This window comes from Raineya sp. (assembly GCF_053497555.1).
The window spans coordinates 1-21476 of the sequence record NZ_JBRCWE010000049.1 but is presented as its reverse complement, the minus strand read 5'-3'; the positions used below and the strand labels follow the sequence as shown (position 1 = coordinate 21476).

21 protein-coding genes are annotated in these 21476 nt (G+C 38.7%); 7 read left to right on the top strand and 14 right to left on the bottom strand.

All coding sequences use genetic code 11. The features are described 5' to 3' along the window. Nucleotides 1-5: 5 nt before the first annotated feature. From porQ to ACWITO_RS06025, 4 genes are all read right to left on the bottom strand, one after another. Nucleotides 6-1031, bottom strand: coding sequence for a type IX secretion system protein PorQ (gene porQ, locus ACWITO_RS06040; protein ID WP_448529101.1), 1026 nt, complete (start codon nt 1029-1031; stop codon nt 6-8). Between the two features lie 69 nt (nt 1032-1100). Then, nucleotides 1101-1454: a carboxymuconolactone decarboxylase family protein gene (locus ACWITO_RS06035; protein ID WP_448529100.1), complete on the bottom strand. Its 354-nt coding sequence runs from the start codon at nt 1452-1454 to the stop codon at nt 1101-1103. Between the two features lie 42 nt (nt 1455-1496). After that, nucleotides 1497-2597: a ferrochelatase gene (hemH, locus tag ACWITO_RS06030; RefSeq protein WP_448529127.1), complete on the bottom strand. Its 1101-nt coding sequence runs from the start codon at nt 2595-2597 to the stop codon at nt 1497-1499. Nucleotides 2598-2811: 214 nt separating this feature from the next. After that, nucleotides 2812-3252 (bottom strand): single-stranded DNA-binding protein, encoded by a 441-nt coding sequence (locus ACWITO_RS06025; RefSeq protein WP_448529099.1) that lies wholly within the window; start codon nt 3250-3252, stop codon nt 2812-2814. Between the two features lie 150 nt (nt 3253-3402). Between ACWITO_RS06025 and ACWITO_RS06020 the strand changes: the two genes are divergently transcribed. The 3 genes from ACWITO_RS06020 to ACWITO_RS06010 are packed head-to-tail and all read left to right on the top strand — an operon-like array spanning nt 3403 to nt 5462. Further along, nucleotides 3403-3756 (top strand): hypothetical protein, encoded by a 354-nt coding sequence (locus tag ACWITO_RS06020; protein ID WP_448529098.1) that lies wholly within the window; start codon nt 3403-3405, stop codon nt 3754-3756. Between the two features lie 8 nt (nt 3757-3764). Next, entirely contained in the window at nt 3765-4658 is an 894-nt protein-coding gene (locus ACWITO_RS06015) for an ABC transporter ATP-binding protein (RefSeq protein ID WP_448529097.1), read from the top strand. Between the two features lie 3 nt (nt 4659-4661). After that, a complete protein-coding gene (locus tag ACWITO_RS06010) occupies nt 4662-5462 on the top strand; it encodes an ABC transporter permease subunit (RefSeq protein WP_448529096.1) in 801 nt (266 codons plus the stop codon). Between the two features lies 1 nt (nt 5463). Here ACWITO_RS06010 and ACWITO_RS06005 read toward each other — a convergent pair whose 3' ends face one another. From ACWITO_RS06005 to ACWITO_RS05995, 3 genes are all read right to left on the bottom strand, one after another. Then, the gene (locus ACWITO_RS06005) at nt 5464-6570 is read right to left on the bottom strand and encodes a vWA domain-containing protein (RefSeq protein ID WP_448529095.1); all 1107 of its coding nucleotides are present in this window, start codon (nt 6568-6570) and stop codon (nt 5464-5466) included. A 75-nt stretch (nt 6571-6645) separates the two neighbouring features. Then, the gene (locus ACWITO_RS06000; RefSeq protein WP_448529094.1) at nt 6646-7605 is read right to left on the bottom strand and encodes a glycosyltransferase family 9 protein; all 960 of its coding nucleotides are present in this window, start codon (nt 7603-7605) and stop codon (nt 6646-6648) included. Between the two features lie 51 nt (nt 7606-7656). Further along, nucleotides 7657-8481, bottom strand: a complete 825-nt coding sequence (locus ACWITO_RS05995) for a hypothetical protein (RefSeq protein ID WP_448529093.1) — start codon at nt 8479-8481, stop codon at nt 7657-7659. 254 nt (nt 8482-8735) lie between these two features. Here ACWITO_RS05995 and ACWITO_RS05990 point away from each other — a divergent pair, with 254 nt between their 5' ends. Beyond that, nucleotides 8736-9134: a thiol-disulfide oxidoreductase DCC family protein gene (locus tag ACWITO_RS05990; RefSeq protein WP_448529092.1), complete on the top strand. Its 399-nt coding sequence runs from the start codon at nt 8736-8738 to the stop codon at nt 9132-9134. Between the two features lie 31 nt (nt 9135-9165). On the opposite strand, the gene ACWITO_RS05985 is transcribed toward ACWITO_RS05990, so the two are convergent. The 5 genes from ACWITO_RS05985 to ACWITO_RS05965 all read right to left on the bottom strand — a co-directional run bounded on the left by ACWITO_RS05985 (nt 9166) and on the right by ACWITO_RS05965 (nt 14360). Next, nucleotides 9166-9597, bottom strand: a complete 432-nt coding sequence (locus ACWITO_RS05985) for a hypothetical protein (protein WP_448529091.1) — start codon at nt 9595-9597, stop codon at nt 9166-9168. Between the two features lie 137 nt (nt 9598-9734). Beyond that, nucleotides 9735-12290, bottom strand: a complete 2556-nt coding sequence (locus ACWITO_RS05980; RefSeq protein ID WP_448529090.1) for a choice-of-anchor D domain-containing protein — start codon at nt 12288-12290, stop codon at nt 9735-9737. Nucleotides 12291-12569: 279 nt separating this feature from the next. Further along, entirely contained in the window at nt 12570-12848 is a 279-nt protein-coding gene (locus ACWITO_RS05975) for a DNA-directed RNA polymerase subunit omega (protein ID WP_448529126.1), read from the bottom strand. A 161-nt stretch (nt 12849-13009) separates the two neighbouring features. Next, entirely contained in the window at nt 13010-13828 is an 819-nt protein-coding gene (locus ACWITO_RS05970) for an outer membrane protein assembly factor BamD (RefSeq protein WP_448529089.1), read from the bottom strand. Between the two features lie 163 nt (nt 13829-13991). Beyond that, nucleotides 13992-14360, bottom strand: a complete 369-nt coding sequence (locus tag ACWITO_RS05965; RefSeq protein ID WP_448529088.1) for a T9SS type A sorting domain-containing protein — start codon at nt 14358-14360, stop codon at nt 13992-13994. Between the two features lie 130 nt (nt 14361-14490). Here ACWITO_RS05965 and ACWITO_RS05960 point away from each other — a divergent pair, with 130 nt between their 5' ends. Together ACWITO_RS05960 and ACWITO_RS05955 are read left to right on the top strand one after the other, a co-directional pair. Next, a complete protein-coding gene (locus ACWITO_RS05960) occupies nt 14491-16428 on the top strand; it encodes a gliding motility-associated C-terminal domain-containing protein (RefSeq protein ID WP_448529087.1) in 1938 nt (645 codons plus the stop codon). A 62-nt stretch (nt 16429-16490) separates the two neighbouring features. Next, the gene (locus ACWITO_RS05955) at nt 16491-16922 is read left to right on the top strand and encodes a DUF2061 domain-containing protein (protein ID WP_448529086.1); all 432 of its coding nucleotides are present in this window, start codon (nt 16491-16493) and stop codon (nt 16920-16922) included. Between the two features lie 17 nt (nt 16923-16939). Here the strand turns inward: ACWITO_RS05955 and ACWITO_RS05950 are convergent, their stop codons facing one another. Together ACWITO_RS05950 and alaS are read right to left on the bottom strand one after the other, a co-directional pair. After that, nucleotides 16940-17599, bottom strand: a complete 660-nt coding sequence (locus tag ACWITO_RS05950; protein ID WP_448529085.1) for a peroxiredoxin — start codon at nt 17597-17599, stop codon at nt 16940-16942. A 93-nt stretch (nt 17600-17692) separates the two neighbouring features. Beyond that, complete coding sequence (alaS, locus tag ACWITO_RS05945; protein ID WP_448529125.1) at nt 17693-20365, bottom strand: alanine--tRNA ligase; 2673 nt, start codon at nt 20363-20365, stop codon at nt 17693-17695. A gap of 137 nt (nt 20366-20502) precedes the next feature. Here alaS and cyoE point away from each other — a divergent pair, with 137 nt between their 5' ends. Beyond that, nucleotides 20503-21390, top strand: coding sequence for a heme o synthase (gene cyoE, locus ACWITO_RS05940; RefSeq protein WP_448529084.1), 888 nt, complete (start codon nt 20503-20505; stop codon nt 21388-21390). The last annotated feature ends 86 nt before the right edge of the window (nt 21391-21476 follow it).

Here is a 21476-nt window from a genome sequence, read left to right as displayed (position 1 = left end):
AGCAACTACAATTCCCCTAAATTTTTACTAATAGCCAAGCAAGTAAGCCCTCTGCGGGCAAAGCCTGCTCTTGTAAAAGCAACTTCATAACCTTTTACCCTGAAAGCCAAACCTCCCGAAAAACCTGCCAGTGCCGTTATATCCTTAAATTTGAGTTCTTGGTTACGTAAATGATTGTATCCTATCCGCAAGTGAAAGTTTTTGTGAAATATAACTTCTGTACCAAAAACAAAGTGACGGAATAGGTTATTGGCGAAGCTAATTTTTCGTGTTTGTGTTTGCCCCGTAAAAGGGTCGGTGGTAGTTGCAAAGGCAGGGTCGTTGTAAGAAATATTCCAACGATACAAATGATAAGCCGTAACCGAAAAGCGGAAAGGCATTTTGTAGGGTTTGAAAGATAGCCCCAAACGTACATCAAAAGGCATTCGCAAAGCATAATTGGGCAGATATTTTTTGAAAACACCCCCTAAGTTAGCTATTACCAAACCTGCTCTAAAATCCCTTTCAGGGTGCTTGAAACTTACGCCCAAATCGGTAGCTACGCCAAAAGCATTGTAAGAGGCTATTTGTGAGCCAACTAATTTCAAATTTACTCCAAACCGAAAATTATCAGCCTGAAAAGATTTACCCATCGTAAGGGCATAATCGGCGGCTAAAAACTCGCCTATAACGTTACCCGCTTCATCAGTTTCCTGAATTTTACCATAACGAATATACTGCAAACCTGCACCCAGCACGCCTATTTTGCCGCCAAAATCGTGGGCATACATGAGCAAGAAATGGGGTGTTCTGCCAAAAAAAGGGCTATAATTCAGTGAGGCAACGCCTGCCATTGAGCTATCCAATACAGCAGGATTATTGAGAAACATATTCACATCTTCCTGAGCCAAGCTCACGTTTGCTCCTCCTAATCCCATTGTACGCGGATTAGCAGAAATATCTAAAAACTCAAAAGATGTTCTGCCCCCAATTTGTGCTGAAAGCGAATGTATGCCAAAAGTTATCAGCAGAATCGTGAAATAAGTCTTCAAGGTTTTCAAGCAATTTTTTGTCAAAGATACAAAGAACTTGCAAAATTTTGCCAAACCTTGAAGCAAATTCTATGAATTTGTATTTTCTTGCAGGGCTTCCCAATACTCTACGGCTCTACGAAGATGTGGAATCACTATCGTTCCGCCTATGAGGTTGGCTATGGCGAAAACTTCAAAAACCTCTTGGGTACTTAATCCTAATTCTTTGCATTTGCCTAAATGATACCTCACGCAATCATCACAACGCAAAACCATAGAACAAGCCAATCCAATCATTTCTTTGGTAGCTACGCTCAATGCTCCATCAGCATAGCAATTCATATCCAAATTAAAAATCCGCTTGATAACCAAGTTATCGGCATCAAGGATTTTTTGGTTCATTTTGCTTCGGTAGGCGTTGAATTCTTCTACTAATTTGCTCATAGCTGAAAAAAGTTTTTAGGTCAAAGTTTAGACTAACGAAAGTTATTCTTTTTCTTCGGCAATTACTTGCATCATCAAATCCAATGCTTTGGGTTTGGTAGTGCGTTCTAAAACCATTTGTCGTAGTAGTTCTATCCAAGTGGGGCTATCGTTTAGGCTTTCTACAAGTTTCCAATGCTCGCCGCCGTATTCTTCAAAGAGTTCTTTGTACTCCTCCCCTACCTCAATGGTCGTTTCCAAGCAATCGGCAATGAAAGAGGGTGAAAAAGCCAGTACATTTTTTTTGCCTTCTTGGGCAAGTTTTTTTACAACATCTTCTGTGTAAGGTTGTATCCAAACGGCTTTTCCCAAACGCGACTGAAAAGCCGTACTATAACTGCCTTCGGGCAAATTTAGAGCTTTTGCCAGCAGTCTTGTAGTAGCAAAGCACTGGCTTCGGTAACAAGCGGCATTTTTCTCTTGTAGCAAACTACAACAGCCTATTTCGGCTGGGTTAGCGTGTGTAAGGCAATAATTATGCCTATCTGCCTTACGAATTTGCCTTTCGGGCAAGCCGTGATAGGTAAAAAGATAGTGGTCGTAAGGGTGGGCTTCAATATATTTTTTGCCAAGTTCGGCAAATGCCCTGATAAAAAGCGGGTGCTGATAAAATTGTTGCACAAATTCTACCGCAGGAATAGTTTGCCAGTGGCTCAACTCTTTCATTACGGCTTCTTTTACCGAACCTGTGGTAGCCGAAGCATACTGCGGAAACAAAGGAATCACAATGAGCTTTTCCCAATGTTTGCCCTCAAACTCTTTCAAAACTGCCTTGATACTTGGTTTTTGATAACGCATTGCAAGCCTTACAAAATATTCTTCGCCCAAGGCTTCTTGTAAAAGCTCTTGGGTACGAAAGCCGTAGTACTTGAGTGGTGAGCCTTCCTGAGTCCAAACTTTTTGATAAACTTTGGCAGATTTGGGGGCTCTAAAATTGGCAATTATCAGATTTACCAGTAGCCAACGAGAAAGCAAAGGAATATCTATGACACGCTTATCCATCAGAAACTCACGTAAATACCTGCGTACATCAGGCACACGTGGCGAATCGGGAGTGCCTAAATTAACCAACAATACACCATAGCGAGGGGTAGAATACTGCATAAATGCTCCGTAATTTGAGGTTTGAAGTATCTTGTTCAAAATTATTGAAAGAAGGTTTGAATGGTTTGAAGTTCAAAATTTTGAGGTTATAGTTTGAACTTTGCAAACCTTTGCACATTAAAGCCTTAAACTTTCTTGAATTTGAACAAAAAACCACCTTTCTGCAAAGAAAGTTTGCAAAAAGATGATTTTTGAAAAAATATTACCCAAAAAATTAGAAAGGCAAATCGTCGCTGGGGCTACTTTCTACGGTAGGAGGTACATAAGGGGTATTATCTTCTTGGCTATTGGAAGAAGTATTTTCGGTATTTGGCGTATTGCTTCCACCCAAGCCACTCCCCAAAAGTGTGAGGTTTTGTCCTATCACTTCGGTAATATAACGAGTTTGCCCATCTTTTTCATAAGAGCGGGTAGCGAGCTTACCTTCAATAAAGACTTGTTTTCCTTTTTTTACATATTTTTCAATAACATCAACCACAGGCCCCCAAAATACAATATTATGCCATTCAGTTTTTTCCACAGGTTTGCCTTCGCGGTCTTTGTATTTTTCGGAAGTTGCCAGCGGAAAGGTTGCTTTTCTACCTGAATCAAAAGAAATAATATCAGGGTCTTTGCCTACATTGCCAATCAAAATTACTTTATTTACGCCTGCCATACATATTGATTTTTTTGAACTAAATACAAAACTTCATAAAGTTATACATAATTTGCTTTTTGGCAAAATTTCGCAAATTTTTTTTTTGAAAATGGCTTTTCTGTTGTTATTCTAACAAAGGATTTTTATTTTTGTAAAAATTGGGATTCAATGTTTCGTTATATCGGGTTATTTTTGCTTCTGCTGATAGGTTTTTCGGCTTGTATGAAACCTTGTAAAGTACAAGGTTGTAAAATGATACACGACCACGTGCATTTTTTCGGTGCTGAACGTGGCGATGGTAGAATGGCTACCAAAGAAGAAGCCTTGCAAGAAGGGAACTTACAAGTGGTTTCGGGTATGCCTTGGTATCGTAGGCTTTTCAAGAAAAATTATTATACCGAAAATGGTTTGAAATACAAAAACTTCAATTGGCATCAGCACCGAGCCCGAAACAAAGAAGATTGGCATACTTTCTCAGGAAAAGCCAAATATCCGGGCAAAGAAAAAACTATGAAAGAGTAAATCGGCTTATGAGTGTTTTACAGGTAAATGGTCTTTCCAAAAATTTTGGAAAAATTCAAGCATTAGACCAAGTTTCTTTTGAAGTACCCCAAGGAAGTGTTTTTGGCATACTCGGGCCCAATGGAAGTGGGAAAACTACCCTATTGGGCATTGTAACAGACGTTTTGAAAGCTACCGCAGGCAATTTTCTTTGGTTTGGTAGGGCTACAAGTGCCGCTATTCGTAAGCAAATAGGCACGCTTTTGGAAACACCGAATTTTTATCCTTATCTTTCGGGTTATGATAATTTGCTTTTGCGTCAAAAAATCCACCAAAGAGGCTCACCCAAAGAAGTTCAAGAGGTTTTGGAAGTGGTAAAACTTTCTGAAAGAGCCAAATCGCCTGCCAAAACATACAGCTTGGGAATGAAACAAAGACTTGCCATTGCCGCCTCTCTGCTCGGCAAACCCCAAGTTCTCATTTTAGATGAACCCACCAATGGCTTAGACCCCGTAGGCATTGTAGAAATCCGTGATTTGATTTTAGAGCTTCGTAAGCAAAACTACACCATTATTTTAGCAAGCCACTTGCTTGATGAAGTTGAAAAAGTTTGCACCCATACTGCCATTCTCAAACAAGGCAAATTGCTATCTTATGGCAAAGTTGCTGAAATTTTAGGTAAAGGTCTGACAATTGAAGTGGCAAGCAGTTCGCTGACAGAATTAGCAAATTTTTTGCAAAAAAAATTCCCGCAAGCCGCTATCAAGAAAGAAAATGAGGTATTGCATTTAGTCCTTGAATCCGATAGCATTGATTTAGCTTCCTTGAACCAGTCTTGCTTTGAAAATGGCATCATATTGCATCATCTTGCTTTGCGAAGAAAAACCCTTGAAACAGCATTTTTGGAACTTACAGAAAACTAAACTATGTTAAGATTTTTACAACTTGAATGGTACAAAATACGCACCAACAGGGCATTTTGGGTTATTTTACTCTTAAATTTACTTGCTTTTGTGGGTTTTTTGCAAGTTATTGCCAATTCTTATCGTTCTGTAACCCACACAAAAGAGGAAAATGGTAAATTAGAGGTGCTAAGACCATTTTTTGAAAAACCATTCAATTACCCTGAAATTTGGCAAACTTCGGCTTTTTTCCTCTCATTTCTTGTACCGCTTTCGGCTATTTTAGTGATTTTGAATATCAACAACGAATGGAGTAGCAAGATGCTTCGTCAGCATATCATAGAAGGTCTTAGCAGAAAAGAGTTTTTGCTCTCAAAATTTATATGGCTTTTGGTGCTTACATTGGTATTCACTTTTTTCTATGTGCTTGCCAATTTATTTGTAGGTTCAGGAGAATGGGAAATTTCCAATACAATTTTTTATTTTGCCCTTTTGGTTTTTGCTCAATTAAGCATAGCTTTTGCATTAGGTTTATGGATAAAACGTTCCGTACTGGCAGTAACAATATTTATTGCCTATATGCTTATCGCCGAACCGCTACTTATATGGTTTTTGAAAAAATATAGCTTGGATTTTCTTGTGCCTTTTCTACCTTTTGAAGTTTCAGATAGGCTGATTTTACCGCCCGAAGTTTTTAAGTTTTTTTCCCCCGAAGATTACAAGCAAAGAAGTGAAGCCATTCAAGCACAAATGCTTTACACAATACTTGAAAGCACCTTGCTTTGGGTATTTACGTTTTGGAAATTTGAGAAAAAAGATTTGTAAATCAGATATTTTTCTTCCGATTGCGTTGGTAATCTTCAAAAATGTAGTGTCCAAGTCCTTTCAGAGAGCTATAATAGGCTCTTCCCTGATTTACTTGCGTAAATTCTCTGACAAACTCTTGCAAGTAGGGGTCTGAGGCAATCATAAAAGTAGTGATAGGGATTTTAAGCCTGCGACATTGAGCCGCTAAATTGAGTGTTCGGTTCAAAATTTTTCTATCCAAGCCAAAACTATTCTTGTAGTATCGCAAACCCTCTTTCAGGCAAGTAGGTTTGCCATCGGTTATCATAAAAATCTGTTTGTTGGCGTTTTTGCGTCTGCGGAGCAAATCCATTGCCAGCTCTAAACCCGCAACGGTATTGGTATGATAGGGACCCACTTGCAGATAAGGCAAATCTTTGATAGAAATCTGCCAAGCATCATTTCCAAATACAATAATATCCAAAGTATCTTTGGGATATTTGGTGGTAATGAGTTCGGCAAGAGCCATAGCCACTTTTTTGGCAGGTGTAATTCTATCTTCGCCATAGAGTATCATAGAGTGGGAAATATCTATCATAAGCACCGTAGAGGTTTGTGCTTTGTATTCTGTTTCAATAATTTCCAAATCTTCGTGAGTAAGGAAAAAATCCTCGTAACCGTGATTGATTTGAGCATTGCGAATGGACTCCGTAAAAGCGATATTATCCAATTCATCACCAAACTCAAAATTTCGCCTATCTACCCCTTTCTCATCACCCACACCCGATTTTTTAGTTTGATGGTTGCCCGGTTTGGCTTTTTTGAGCTTTCCAAAAATTTCTTCCAAAGCATTACGGCGAATATTCTGCTCGCTTTTGGGGGTAATTTGCAAAACACCTGCTTTTTGCGGATTTTCTTCTATGTAACCTTTTCGCTTCAAATCTTCAATAAAATCGCCTATGCCGTAGCTATCATCGGTGAGTTGGTATTTTTTATCTAAATTGTTGAGCCAAGCCAGAGCTTCGGCTACATTGCCCCCTGTCATACTGACAAGTTCTAAAAAAAGTTTGAGCAAAGATTCAAATTTGGCTTTGCCTTGCTGTATTTGCTCATCAGGGGTATATTCGGTAAAACGATAGCCAATCATTGGATTTGCTGTTTGGGTGAGTGATTTCTCTGCTATTAAACACTCTTTACAAGAAAATGGTTTGAGCCGAAAAGGTTAAATTTCAAACTTCAAATCGTTCATACATTTGAAATGTTTTTTAGGGCAGGTGTGTTTGCCCAAACGAGAACAAGGACGACAATTCAGACTTTTATTTTCAATAATTTGGTGGGGCGTTTGATAAGGGTAAAGCCCCAATTCGGGAGTGGTACTGCCGAAAATCATATATACTTTTTTCTGAAAACAAGCGGCAATGTGTGTAAGCCCTGTATCGTGTCCATAGACCATTTCGGCTTGGCTCACTACCCAAGCCGATTGCATCAGATTGAGCTTTCCACATAAATTCCACACCAGATTAGTTTTGTTTGTTAAAAAGTACCTCTCAATTTCCTCACCTGCGGCTTCATCTTCTTTGCCGCCTATCAGAACAACGGGCAAAGGCATTTGCTTACAGAATTCTATGATTTTCGTGTTAGGCATTTTTTTAGTGGCATAGCTTGCCCCAATGACAAAAGCAATAAATTTTTCCTGAAAAGCGGGTGGAAAAAAATCTTTACTCAAATGATACTTTTCAGGAATATGCAATTCCAAGCCTTTGCTATCAGGCTCTATGCCCAAAGGTACAATGGTTTCAAAATATCTATCTACAACGTGGCTATGAGGCATTTTATTTATTTTGAAATTTACGAGTAGCCACTTTTGCCAACGCAACTTCCGATAGCTTCTTGCAGGTACATTCCAAAGGGCAAGTTTGATATAAAAAGTTCGCAAGTTGTTGTGCAAATCAATGATATAGTCAAATTTTTCTTTACGCCAAAGTCCGATAAGTTCTGAAAGGCTTTTTTCGCCAAGCAAATGCAAAGTATCAATGTTAGGATTTGCCTCAAAAAGCGGTGCGTATTGTTTTTTGGTTACAAAATGCACCTCACAGGCAAGTTGTGTTTTCAGGCATCGTAAGATGGGCGTTACCCAAATACAATCTCCAATAGACGAAAAACGAATAACTAATACTTTCAACGCTACTTTTTGCCTGCAAGTTAAGATTTTCTGCTATTTCAGCCAAATGCTTTACATTCGGGCTTGGGCTTCTTGCGGATAAGTAGGAGGCGTTGGCGGGCTATGTAAGCGAGGTTTCGGGGTGGGTTGGGGCGGTTTGTTTTGCTTTTTTACAAGCACAGGCGTTGGTGCAGGAACAGGTATTTTTTCTTCTTTTTTGGTAATGGCAGGTTTGTTTTCTTTTTTGGGTACAGAAAAGGTACTGCGTGGCGTGCCTGTGAGTTTGCGTTCAAAATCTTGTACTTTTTTCACCATATCCGAAAAGTTACCCAATTCGGGGTCATTTGCTTGTTTTACTTTGATTTGCAAAACGTGGAAATGGTTTTGGTCGTGTTTGTAGTCTTCCCCTTCAAACAAATTTACACGTTTGACGTGTTTGGGCAAACGATTGAAATGTATTTCGCAGGTAAAAATCTCGTTGGCTACGATGTCTTCGTAATCTAGCTGCTTACTGCCTGCAATAGAGGTTGCCATTAGCCTACCATTGCGGCGAATATTTTTAATATCAATGAAATGAAAAGCCTCGTCAGGGTTAAGATGATTTTCCAGATACCATTTTTCACGATGATATTTGCCAAAAAAAGTAACTTTTGTAATGGTATAAAAGTTTTTGAATAAGGATTTGGATTCTTTGGGCATAGAATTGGCTACATAGCGAAAATGAATAATCATTCGGTTTTCGGTATAATCAATTTTATCAATCATATAATCGGGGTGCCATTTCTTGTATTCGGGCTTGTAGTCGGTATAGCTACTTTGAGCCCGAATGGTTGAATAGCTTAAAAGAAAGAAAAATATGGTCAGATAATTTTTCAGCATTGTTTCTGATTTCAGCAAAAGCTTTGTTAATTTTATGTGCAAAAATCGCACCAAAGTTAAACCAAAATTAAGACGATTTTCTGGTTTTGATATTTGATTAAAATGATTTTTTAGCGTAATTGTTTAGGTATAGTTTGCTGTAAGGAAACAGGATTATAGAAAATAGATGTCCGAAAGAAAAAATGAGAGATAAAGCCCTTAAAAACTTAAATATCAAACATTTAACTTTTTGAACGTAAATAATTACTTTTTAGCAATTTGTTTTTATTGAAATGCAAAATCCGATAGTGCTTTTTGATGGTGTTTGCAACCTTTGTGAGGGTTCGGTGAAGTTTCTTATCCAAAAAGATAAGAAAGATATTTTACGTTTTGCTTCTTTGCAGTCGGAGGCGGGGCAAAAACTTTTGAAAAAGTTTAATTTACCTACGCAAAAGTATGATTCTTTTGTGCTGATAGCAAATGAAAAGATTTACTTACGCTCTTCGGCGGCACTAAAAGTGTGCAGTTATTTGGGAGGAATTTGGCAATTGTGGGGGATTTTTTGGCTTATCCCCAAGCCTTTGCGAGATGCCGTGTATAATTTTATTGCAAGAAATCGTTACAGGTGGTTTGGCAAAAAAAGCGAATGTATGCTCCCTAGCCCTCAAATAAGAAAAAAGTTTTTGGAATGAAAAAAGTCGGTGTTTTTCACCGACTTTATTTTTATACCAGTTCTAAAAGTAACAAGACTAAACCAATAATCGTAAAAATAACTCCAACAGGCCAGAATACTATGAGGAGTATAATACCAACAATGATGAGAATCAAACCAACAACACCCAACTTACCCAAACCCAATTTGCTTTCCTCACTTTGATTGCTTGGTTTTAAGTTCTTTTTAATTCTTTCGCCCTTTACAACTTTATTGGTAGTGAGAGGAGCGTTAGAAATTTCTATTGGAGCAGTTTTTTCCAAAGGTTTTACGGTGCTTACTGAGTTGCTAAGGGTAGCTTTTTCAGGATTTGCTTTTTCCATAGCAAGGTTTTCACTTGTCATTGCGTCCATACGAGCCGCACCTTCAATGTTTTGGGCTATTGTTTGTCCTACAAACAAAAACATTAGCAAAATAGCGAAAAGAAAATGGCTTTTTCTCATAAGAAATCAAGTTTTATGGTTTAACATTTTTGCAAAACTAATGTTTGTTTGCTTTTTTCCAAATTTTATTCAAAAAATTATTCTTACAAAAAAAAAATCCTGAAAGATTGTTCTTTCAGGATTTTGGTAGAAATTGCTTACTGCTTTATCAGTTTCCGTGCTACTCGCTCTCCATTGGTTTCTATGAGCAGTATGTAAGTGCCTTTTTCAAGTCTGCTCAAATCTACGTTCATTGAGCCATTGAACTGAGGTACTTGATAAGTTTGTACCGCTCTACCCGAAACATCATAGACCACTGCACTGATATTGTTGTAAATGGGATTATTGATTTTTACATTAAAAATACCATTGCTTGGGTTAGGACTGATGTGAAGTTCTGCATCATTCAAATCCAAGGCAGAAACTACTCCACCTGCCGATACCAAGAAACGGAAAGTAGGTGCGTTGGCGGCATTGGAACGAATAATTACGGTATCTATTTTCGCTCCATTAGCAGGATTAAAACTTACATTGAAATCTGCTGTACCACCATTTGCGGCTACAGAAGTAGGCACTCCTGAAGCAGAGAAGGCTGAGCCGCTAGGGAACGTAATACTATTGATAGCAAGATTCTCATTTCCGTTATTCGTAATAGTGAAAGTTGAAGTTAGGTTGTTGCCTACCCCCAAGAAAGTTCCATCGCTTGCCATTGTAAGGGTTTTGTTGTTAGGAATATTATTACCTAAGCCCGAAACAGCAATGGTAGGGGCAGTAGCCGTTCCTGTTACACGGAAAGTGTAAGGTGTTTTACCCGGTACATTATTCACTATGCTAATGGTAGAATTGAATGTACCAAATGTAGTAGGTTGGAAACGCACCGTAAAGGTAGTAGTACCCGCTACTACAGGAGAGGAAGGATTGGTTTGGATAACAAAATTCGCATTAGAGGAAGTTACAGAGCTAATGTTCAAGGGTTGCGTACCAGGGTTAGCAATGGTGAAAGTTCTATCCAAGAAAGGTGTAGAAGCTACCGAAATAGTACCAAAGTCTGTACCATTTACAAGCGATGTAACTACACTTCCATTAGGAATTACGCTGTTATCAATACCACGTACTTCAATATCAGGAGGAACAATAATATTGATTTCATCTAAACCAATATCTGTAACTCCAAAATCTGATGTTGCTCTGAAGCGGATTACTGTTGTAGGGGAGTTACTTGTAATGGTAGCTGTTACAAGAGTCCATTGTGTTTGCACCACTAATGGGTTCGCAGGGCTTGTAACCAAAGGAGTGAATGAAAAACCTCCATCGGTAGAAATAAGCACTGCCAAATTATCTGTTCCGCTGGTATTGATGTAATAAAAACTTAGAGCTTTACTTAGTGTTGTAGAACTCAAATTGATGTATAAATCCAAAGTACCTTGTGTTCCTGATGAAGCCCCGTAAGTGTGGAAACGAGCAGAACGGGAAGTTCCATTAGCCCCCGTAGGTGAGTACAATCCGTTACCTGTAAAAGTCCAACCAGAAACAGAAGCTATATCTCCTCTGTTATCTTGTCTCCAAGACTGGTTACCTGATGAGGGTGTATTTACCCAGCTATTATCGGGGCGGTCTTCTGCAATAGGTGCGGTAACACAAGCCGAGCTTTGCCAAGTAGCCTCAAAGTTTTGTGTATAAGGCAATGTAGCATAAGTAGGTGCCCCCGTAGGCGATACTGCTGAAGTTGTAGTAGAAGGTGTAGTTTGAGCAGAGTTGGTACAAGTTACCAAACAACGAAACACAGCACTTACAGCAGGCATTGAAGTTGTTGAGTTGGCAGAAGTCGCTCCTGTAATATTATTCCAAGTTGAACCACCATCTGTACTATATTGCCACTGATAAGTAATGTTGAGAGCCGAAACTGGAGGAACACTCAGCGAAATAGGAGAACCTACACAAGCAGAAGTAGGAGATACGGAAGCAGTTAAAGTTGGTGGTGTTCCAGTGCAAGGAGCAGGAGGAGCCCAAATAAAAGTAAGCCCAGAAGCTGGAAAAACAGTTGCAGTCAATGTCATTGTTGCAGTATTAACTGCCCCTGCTGTACTTGCCGCCCAATTGGTGGTAGTTGTTCTATTGTTGAAATCAGCATTAGTAGTTCCTCTCAAACCTACTTGTGGATGCACAGGAGAACCAGGAGGAGTCGTGGGCGGAGTGTAGGAACCATATACTACTCTAATTTCTCCAGTACCGATATTTAATCTTACCTGAAAATTAATAATTTCCCCATTGTAGGAAGTACCAAACCTTTTAACATTCGTCCATTGAAATATTAACTCACTTCCTATTTGCTGGTATCTAATTTCCCCCCCAGTAGCATTTTGTAAATCCCTACCCATTGGAGCAATAATACCAGTAGCTACATTAGTTGATGAAATGGGATTGTAATTAGTCGCACTTCCTGTTCCTCCAAACTGAAGCCATCCATTCGAACCAACAAATACAGAAGTAAAAGGACTACCATTAAAAGTAAAAGAGGGAATAGCCTGTGTATAAAAAGCATCATCAAAGGTACCAGTTGCTAAAACTGTTCCTCCCGTTATGGGCGTATAAGTCCCCGTAGCTTGGGAAAAGATATAAGTAGAACTCACCTGCCCCCAGCTTGCCGAAGCGGTAAGCAGTAAAAGCCACGTCCAAAAGTAGTTTTTCCAACTTGTAAAGTATTTGTGTCGCATAATCATAGAGTTTTTATGTGTGAAACCAAAACAATGCAGAAGTTTTTTACTAAATGCCAAAGCTAAAAGATTTTTTGGAAATACACAAAAAAAAGCAAACAAATTTTTGTTTGCTTTCACAAAAGAATACATTAAGTCCCTCAAAATAAATATTTTAGGAGATTTATTATTGAAACAGGTAATTTTGTTCGATTTTTTGGCTCAGATGTGTTCTGTTCAAGCTCTGTTGCATATAAAACAAGGATTCCATTAGCTAATGAAATCCTTGTGAATTATTTTCTAATTTTCCAGTTCATCGGGGTATTTCCAAGCGAGTTTATCTTCCAAAAACTCTTCGGTAGCAAGCGTAGTGGGTTTGGGCATTTTTTCGTAAAATTTGGAGATTTCTATCTGCTCACGATTTTCAAAGATTTCTTCCAAGTTATCAATAGGAGAAGAAAAATCATTGAGTTTGGCTGTTAGTTCTTCTTTGGTTTTGGCAGCAATTTGCTTGGCTCTTTGAGCAATAATATACACCGACTCATACACATTTCCTGTTTTTTGGGTTATCTCACGCATATCACGTGTAATGAGCGAAGCTGAAATATTACTGGGTACAGGCTTTTTTTCGTTTTTTTCCACAACTTGGTTTTTCGCAATACCGTTGTTTTTGCTTTTCAGTTTCATATTTTTGGGTTTTAATGTGAATGCTAATTCCTTTGATGTTCAAATTTCCCCTTTTAATTTTGTTGAGAATTATCTACTTTATTCAGTTCAGAAATTTGGCGGCTCGCCGAAACAGAAATATCTTGCACCTCTTTCAAATACTTACTTTGCGGAAATTTGTCTTTGTATTCATCACAAAGCTCTAAGGTTTCTTGCAATCTTTCTTTTTGCTTGCTAAAAATACTTTCACGAGCGAGGTTGTAGGCACTTTCTATACGTTTGTATAGAATTTCCTCCATATAAGCCGAATCGGGAAAATCTTTCTGAAAGTTAGTCATTGCCTTGATAGCGGCTTTGTAATTGCTATTTTTATAGTAGAGCAAAGCTTGCTCATAAGCCTTTTTTTCTAATTTGCTACGCAGTTCTTCTATGATTTTATTTGCCTCTTCCGTTTTAGGACTTTGCGGATAGGCATTCAAATATTTTTGAATAGACTGAATTGCCTCCAAAGTAGGTTTCTGGTCCAATTCGCTTTCAGGAGACTGGCTGTACAAAGAAAAAGCGTGCATATACAAACATTCCTCTGCCCATTCGCTACGCGGATAGGTTTCATAAAAGCGTTTGAATGTATAAGAAGCCATTTCGTATTCTTTATTTTTGAAATAGGCTTGTGCCATCAGATATTGAGCTTTTTCATACTCTTTTTTGCCTCGCAACAAAGGCTCGGTTTCTTCTAGCAAAATTAAGGCTTTGTCGTAAGACTTTTTTTCATAATATTCAATAGCGGCATTGTACTTTTCCAGCGGGTCTTTGCTTTTACGAATTTTGTTGAATTTGCTACAAGCCCCCAAAAGCCCCGCCAAGAGTAATAAGCCTAAAAGAGATTTTTTCATAGAAATTTTGTAACTATTTACGTTCAAAAAGTTCAGCGTTTGGAGTTCAAAAATCTTGTTTCCTGTTTCCTTACTACGATTAGAGCTAAAAAACACAAAAACTTTTACAGCCATTATGCTTTTGTATGGCTGAATAAAAATTTTTGCAAAGGTAGAAAAATTTTTAATGACTGACAAGTAATTTTTTGGTAGCCACGTTTTTACCATCTAAAACAAGGCTGTACAAATACATACCTGTTTTTAGCTCGGAGGTAGAAATGGTAAGACGATTGTTTTCGGCAGAAAGACGATAAGAAGCTACTTCATTGCCCAAAACATCATATAGTACTACCCGAGCCTCAATATTTTGAAAGAGTTGATACTGAAAAGTTACGTTTTCGTTGGCTGGATACGGATAAGGCAAAGAAATGCTTATCTGATGGTTTTCATAAAACTTACCTGTTTGTGGAGGAGTAATCTCTACAACCTTGCTGGCACAGGCTACCAATACATTCAAAATAAAAAATAAAACCACAGGAACAACTTTTTTCATAGCACAAAAGTTTATTTTGCAATACTACAAATTTTATGCAAATTTTTCAAATCTTAAACGCTTTTTTTACAAAAATTATTGAGTTTTTACGAAAAAAATCTTACATTTGAGGGTTAAACTTTCATTTTCTATGAAAAAACTTTATTGCTCATTATTCTTTCTGCTTTACCTTATTTCAAGTTCTTGGGCTACTCATATTGTAGGTGGCGAGGTGCAAATGCAGTATTTGGGTTCGGGCAATCGTTACCGATTTATCGTTAATTTGTATTTTGATGAAATCAATGGTAACCAAGAAGCCGAAGATGCCAATATTACTTTGGGAATTTACAGACGCAGAAATAATACTTTGGTGCAAAGTTTTACTTTACCCAAAACTTCACAGACACAAGTGCAATATCAAAATGATGCTTGTCAAAGCCAATTTTTGCGAACTCGCCTGATACGCTACAGCCTTGATGTGGATTTATCGCCTACGAACTACAACGACGACCAAGGCTACTATGCCATTTGGGAACGTTGTTGCCGAAACAACGTCATCAGTAATATAGCCAACCCCGGAGCGGCAGGTAGCGTGTTTTATTTATGGTTTCCTGCTATCAACATTGGTGGCTCTGCTTTTCGCAATAACTCTCCTGCGTTTAGCATACCCAATGGCGATTATTTATGTTTAGGACAAGATTTTGTTACAACCAACTTTTCAGCTACCGATGCCGATGGCGACCAGCTCGTCTATTCAATGGTTACCCCCTTCAATGGCTATTCCAGCAGTAGCAGTCCGAATCCTTTTGCTTCGGGAGTGCCATCTTCCTATGGCTTTCCACCACCTACTATCAATTGGCTTCCAGGATTTTCGGCTAGCAATGCCATTACCAGCAGTGTAGGTATGCCATTAAGCATTGATAGCAACAATGGCACTTTGAGTGTCAATCCGAACCGAACAGGGCTTTTTGTGTTTGCAATTCGTTGCGAAGAATTCAGAGGAGGTGTAAAAATAGGCGAAAGTCGCCGAGAGTTTCAGTTTTTGGTGCGTGAATGTAGAACTAACTCGCCCCCTACGGTATCTTTACCTTTGCCCAATAACCCTTCTCAAAACTACGTAGAAGGCGATACGCTCACCATTGATGCCAGCAATGATGCCAATTTGTGCTTTAATTTCAAAATTACTGATAGCCCCAACGAAAATATCAGCAAAATTACAGCCCGCAAAATTAGCGGTAATTTTAACTTCCGTAGCAATCCTTTCAAGGTAACCACTACACGAACCAATGGACAAGGGGTCGCTTTTGTAGAGTTTTGTTGGATAAAGTGCCTTTACAGCCGAAATGCTGACGATATTTTTGTGTTTGAAGTCATTGTACAAGATGATGCTTGCCCACGCCCTGGTGCCGATACACTTCTTGTAAAACTTCGCGTATTGCCGAAAAATAATGCCCCCCCTATTCTAAACATTTTGCAAAGCACGCCGAATGTCAATATTTCCCAAAAAATCATTCGGGCTCAGGTGGGGGAACTTGTTGAAATTGTTTTGCAAGGAACTGATGCCAACAACGATGAACTGGTTTTAGAGATGCTTATCAATGGCGATACTACCAATATTTTAGGCTTTACTTTGGCGGATAGCATTCGCCGTAATGGCTTTTTGATTTCAAAATTTCGCTGGCAACCCGACTGCCGAACTATTAGCCAAAATGGGGAAATACAAAACTACGATATTGACTTCATTTTGCGAGAAAAAAACAATGAGTGCGATAATGCAAACGATAAAATTTCTTTCAAACTCATTTTAGAAGATAAATCCGTAGATTTAAGTAACTTTCTGCCTGCTAATATTTTCACACCCAATAACGACGGCGTGAATGATGAATATTTTCTACATAACTTACCCGAAGAAAATTGCTATTATCGTTTTGCATCTATTAAAATTTACAACCGCTGGGGAAAAAAGGTTTTTGAATCTTCGGACAAAAATTTCCGCTGGAATGGAGAAAACCTGCCCGCTGGTGTATATTTTTACCTCATAGACTACCAAAATACAACTTACAAAGGTACCCTAACAATAATGTATTGAAGTTTCAAGAATAAGAAATAAAAATCCGAAATTTCGCTATCTTTGAAGCCAATTTTTGAGCAATGAGTAGAAGTTTAGCGAAAGCAATTAGTTGGCGAATTACGGGTTCAATAGATACGTTTGTAGTAAGTTGGATTTTTACCCAAAATATCCCTACGGCTACGGCGGTTAGTATTATTGAGTTCGCAAGCAAAATTTTTTTGTACTATTTACACGAAAAAATCTGGGAAAAAATTCTTTGGGGCAAGAAAGAATTTGGCGAAAGCCATACAAGAAGCCTTGTGAAGGCTTTTAGTTGGCGTATAGTAGGTACGCTGGATACTATGCTGATTTCGTTTTTGCTTACTCAAAAACTTATTTGGGCAATTCAAATTGGAGTAGTAGAGTTTTTTTCAAAAATCTTTTTGTATTACTTGCACGAAAGAGTTTGGCAGTATTTTTTTCGTAAAAAACTAATATCACAAAAAAAAGAAGGCTTTACCAGTTCGGTATAAAGCCTTCAATTTGATTTTTAGTCTTTTACTACCTTTTTGGAAAGATAAAAATCTACGAATTCGTATTCAGTATTTGCAAGACGCTCGTTCATCTCATCAAGGGTTTTAGGAGGAGGGACAATTACCTTATCACCGGGTTGCCAATTCAGAGGAAGCGAAACTTTATGCTTATCAGCAAATTGTAAAGCCTTCAAAGCACGCAAAATTTCGTCCATATTACGACCTATATTCAAAGGATAATACATAATCAGACGAATTTTCTTTTCGGGGTCAATGAAGAAAACAGCCCTCACTGTGGCAGTTTCGCTTTCATTGGGTTGCAACATTCCATAAAGTTTGGCAACTTTCATATCCAAATCAGCAATGATAGGGAAATTGAAATACACGCCTGTTTTTTCGCGTACATTATTTACCCAAGCCAAGTGCGAATGGATACTATCAATGCTCAAACCGATAAGTTCCGTGTTGAGGGCATCAAACTCGGCTTTGCGTTGAGCAAATCCGCTCATTTCGGTAGTACACACAGGCGTAAAATCCGCAGGGTGTGAAAACAAAATCACCCATTTGCCTTTGGCAAAATCAGAAAATTTGATTTTTCCCATAGTGGTTACTGCCTCAAAATCAGGAGCGTTATCGCCTATACGAGGCATAGCATAAACTTTTTCTTGTGCTTCCATATACATATATTTTTTTGTTGATTTGTTTGCAAAAATAATAGGCGTTTTTACATTTTGCAAATTTATTTTTTCAATCGTTTTAATAGATACTATCTATAAAGATAAGAGTTTTTGAGCTTTTTCCAACACTTTGCCAATTCCACTGCTATCGCTACCGCCTGCTGTGGCAAAGAAGTTTTGTCCGCCTCCCCCGCCTTTGATTTCTTTGGCAAGTTCCTTGACTATTTTGGAGGCATCAAGACCCTTTTCTTGTACTAAATTTTCGGAAAGCATTACTGCAATCTGTGGCTTTTCGTTGATGTTTGCCACCAAAATAGCTACCAAATTTTCTATCTGATTTTTGAGTTCAAAGGCTATTTGCTTCATCAAATCGGCACTTGCCACCTGAATTTGAGCAATAAGTAAATGAATATCACCAATTTTTTGCAGATTTTCTTTCAAAATTCGCTGTTTTTCGGCTTGAGCTTGTGTTTGTTCATAACTTTCCACTTTCTTTTCAAGCCAATTTTTCTGCTCTGCAAGTTGCTGAATGGCTTTGAGCAAATCTTTGGGATTTTTGAGCATTTCACGAATTTGCTCTAAAAGCTTTTCTTCGTTTCGTACCCAATTTTCAGCCTCCAAAGCAGTAATGGCTTCAATACGCCTCACTCCCGCCGAAATAGAACTTTCTGAAATGATTTTGAAAAATCCTATTTCGCCTGTGGCAGTGGCGTGAGTGCCGCCACAAAGTTCTCGTGAAAATCCCTCGTCAAAAGTAATTACTCGTACAAAATCGCCGTATTTTTCGCCAAAAAGAGCCGTAGCTCCCAATTTTTCGGTGGCTTCTTTGAGCGGAACATTGCGGCGTTCGTCAAGAGCAATATTTTCACGGATTTTCTCATTGACAATATGCTCAATTTGCTCAATTTCGGCATCTGTAAGTTTGGCAAAGTGGGAAAAATCAAATCGCAGTAGCTTATCGCTTACCAATGAACCTTTTTGCTGTACGTGGTTGCCCAAAACTTTACGCAAAGCGGCGTGAAGCAAATGCGTAGCCGAATGATTTTTACGTATCAGCAAGCGTCTGCTTTCATCAATCTGTGCGGTAATTTCTGCAAGAGGATTTTGCTCTAAAAATTGAATAAATTTTTCGCAGTTTTTATCTTCGGAAATATGAATGATAAGGTCATTTTCCTTTTTGGTATCTTGAATGAAAATTTTTTCTTGGGTATTGGGCAGGGCAAATGTTCCTGAATCGCCTATTTGCCCGCCGCTTTCTGCATAGAAAGGCGTTTTATCCAATACAAAGTGGTAAAGTGTCTTGTTTTTCTCTTTTACTTTACGATAACGCAAAATTTTAGCAGTGCTTTGCGTGTAATCGTAGCCAATAAATTCTACATCAGCCTGATTTTGAGCTAAAATCACCCAGTCTGAGGCTTCTTGAGCTTGGGCTTTGCGGGAGCGTTCTCGCTGAATTTCTAACTCTTTTTCAAAACCTTGTGTATCAATGGAAAGTCCTTTTTCTTTGGCAATCAGGGCAGTCAAATCCACAGGAAAGCCGTAGGTATCGTAAAGCTCAAAAACAAGTTTTCCTTCCAAAATTTTACCATCTTTGAGATTTTCACCTTTGGCAAGAGCCTGCGAAAGCGTTTGCAAGCCATTTTCCAAAGTACGTAAGAAAGATTTTTCTTCTTCTAAAATTACATTTTGCACAAACTTTTCTTGGGCTTTGAGTTCGGGGAAAACCTCTTGGAACTGCTCGGCAAGCAAAGGCACAATTTCATTGAAAAATGGCTCTTTGAAGCCTAAATAAGAATATCCATAACGCACTGCTCTACGCAAAATACGGCGAATCACATAGCCCGCACCCGTAGCGGCAGGCAATTGCCCATCGGCAATGGTAAAGGCTACGGCTCGGATATGGTCGGCAATTACACGCAAGGCTACATCAGTTTCTTTATTTTTGCCATAACTGGTATGAGCCTTTTGGGCAACAAAAGTTATGATAGGCTGAAAAATATCGGTGTCGTAATTGGATCTCTTACCCTGTATAGCCATACAAAGCCGCTCAAAACCCATACCTGTATCTACGTGCTTGGCAGGCAAAGGCACTAGCGAGCCATCGGCTTTGCGTTCGTACTGCATAAAAACGTTGTTCCAAATTTCAATCACCAGCGGATTATCTTTATTTACAAGCTCTCTGCCTGCTACTTGCTGAATTTCAGTTTCTTCTCGCAAATCAATATGAATTTCAGTACAAGGTCCGCAAGGTCCTACTTCGCCCATTTCCCAAAAATTATCTTTCTTGCTTCCAAACAAAATTCTCTCTTCGGGCAAATACTTTTTCCAAATTTCGTAGGCTTCGGTATCTTTGGGCAGATTTTCTTTTTCATCACCCTCAAAAACCGTTGCATAGAGCCTTTCTTTGGGTAATTTATAGACTTCGGTTAGCAGTTCCCAAGACCAAGCAATGGCTTCTTCTTTGAAATAATCACCAAAAGACCAGTTTCCGAGCATTTCAAAGAAGGTATGATGATAGGTATCGTGTCCTACATCTTCCAAATCGTTGTGTTTGCCTGTTACACGCAAACATTTTTGCGTATCGGCAATGCGAGAAGCGGTGGGTGGCTTAGTACCCAAGAAAAAGTCTTTGAATTGAGCCATACCCGAATTGATAAACATTAGGGTAGGGTCGTTTTTGAGTACAAGCGGAGCCGAAGGCACAATCAGGTGTCCTTTATTTTTGAAAAAATCTAAAAATTGCTGGCGAATTTCGTGGCAAGTCATAAAAAGTAATTGGTAGTTTTGGGAGGCAAAGGTAAAACTTTTGCGATTGAAAAGCAAAGTAAAATTTTATAGAGAAAAGGAACAAAAAGAAGTTTTTAGAAGTTTTTTGCTATATTTGCACAAATTTTTTAGCAGGAATGTTGAGCGTATCTACACAAAAAACCTATACCATCAGCAAAGCAAAGGCTTATTGGTTGCTTTTGAAGCCTCGTTTGTCGTTTTTGGTAGCTTTTTCGGCATCTTTTGGATATATTTTTGGGAAAAAACCCCCTTTCGATTGGCTTTCTTTTCTTGCTCTTACCTTAGGAGGTTTTTTGGTTTCGGGGGCTTCGGTAACTATCAATCAGATTTTAGAAAAAGATTTGGATAAGATAATGACTCGCACTCAGAATCGCCCTTTACCGCTGGGGGCTTTGCAGATAGGCGAAGCTATTCGCTTTACTATATTTACGCTTTTGGTGGGTATTACGCTACTGGCAACTTTTACCAATACGCTTACGGCACTTTTATCGCTTCTTTCGGTTTTTTTGTATGGCTTTGTTTATACACCGCTCAAACGCAAAGGCTCTTTTGCAGTATTTGTAGGGGCTATTCCCGGAGCCTTGCCCCCACTTTTAGGCTGGACAGCGGCGACCAATCAAATTTCCTTTGAGGCTCTGATTATCTTTGCTGTGCAGTTTATTTGGCAATTTCCTCATTTTTGGGCAATTGCTTGGGTTTTGGACGAAGATTATCAGAAAGCAGGATTTCGCTTGCTCCCCTCGCGTGAAGGCAGAAGCCTTAATTCGGCTATTCAAATAATGATTTATACGCTTTTCTTGATACCCATTAGTTTGCTACCTGCTTTATTCGGGCTTACAGGTATCAAATCGGCAATTGTAGTTACGGCGGCGGGTTGTCTGTTTGCGGCTCAAAGTTTTGCTCTGATGAAAGACCAAACCCCACGCTCGGCTCTACGCATTATGTTTGGTTCATTTCTTTATCTGCCCATTGTACAAATTGCTTATTTGCTGGATAAAGTTTAGGGGTTTCTACTTTTTAGAGCATAATTCAACGTGAATTATAAGTCTAACTTATTGTTTTCAAGGGATTTAAATAAAAAAACTTAGGG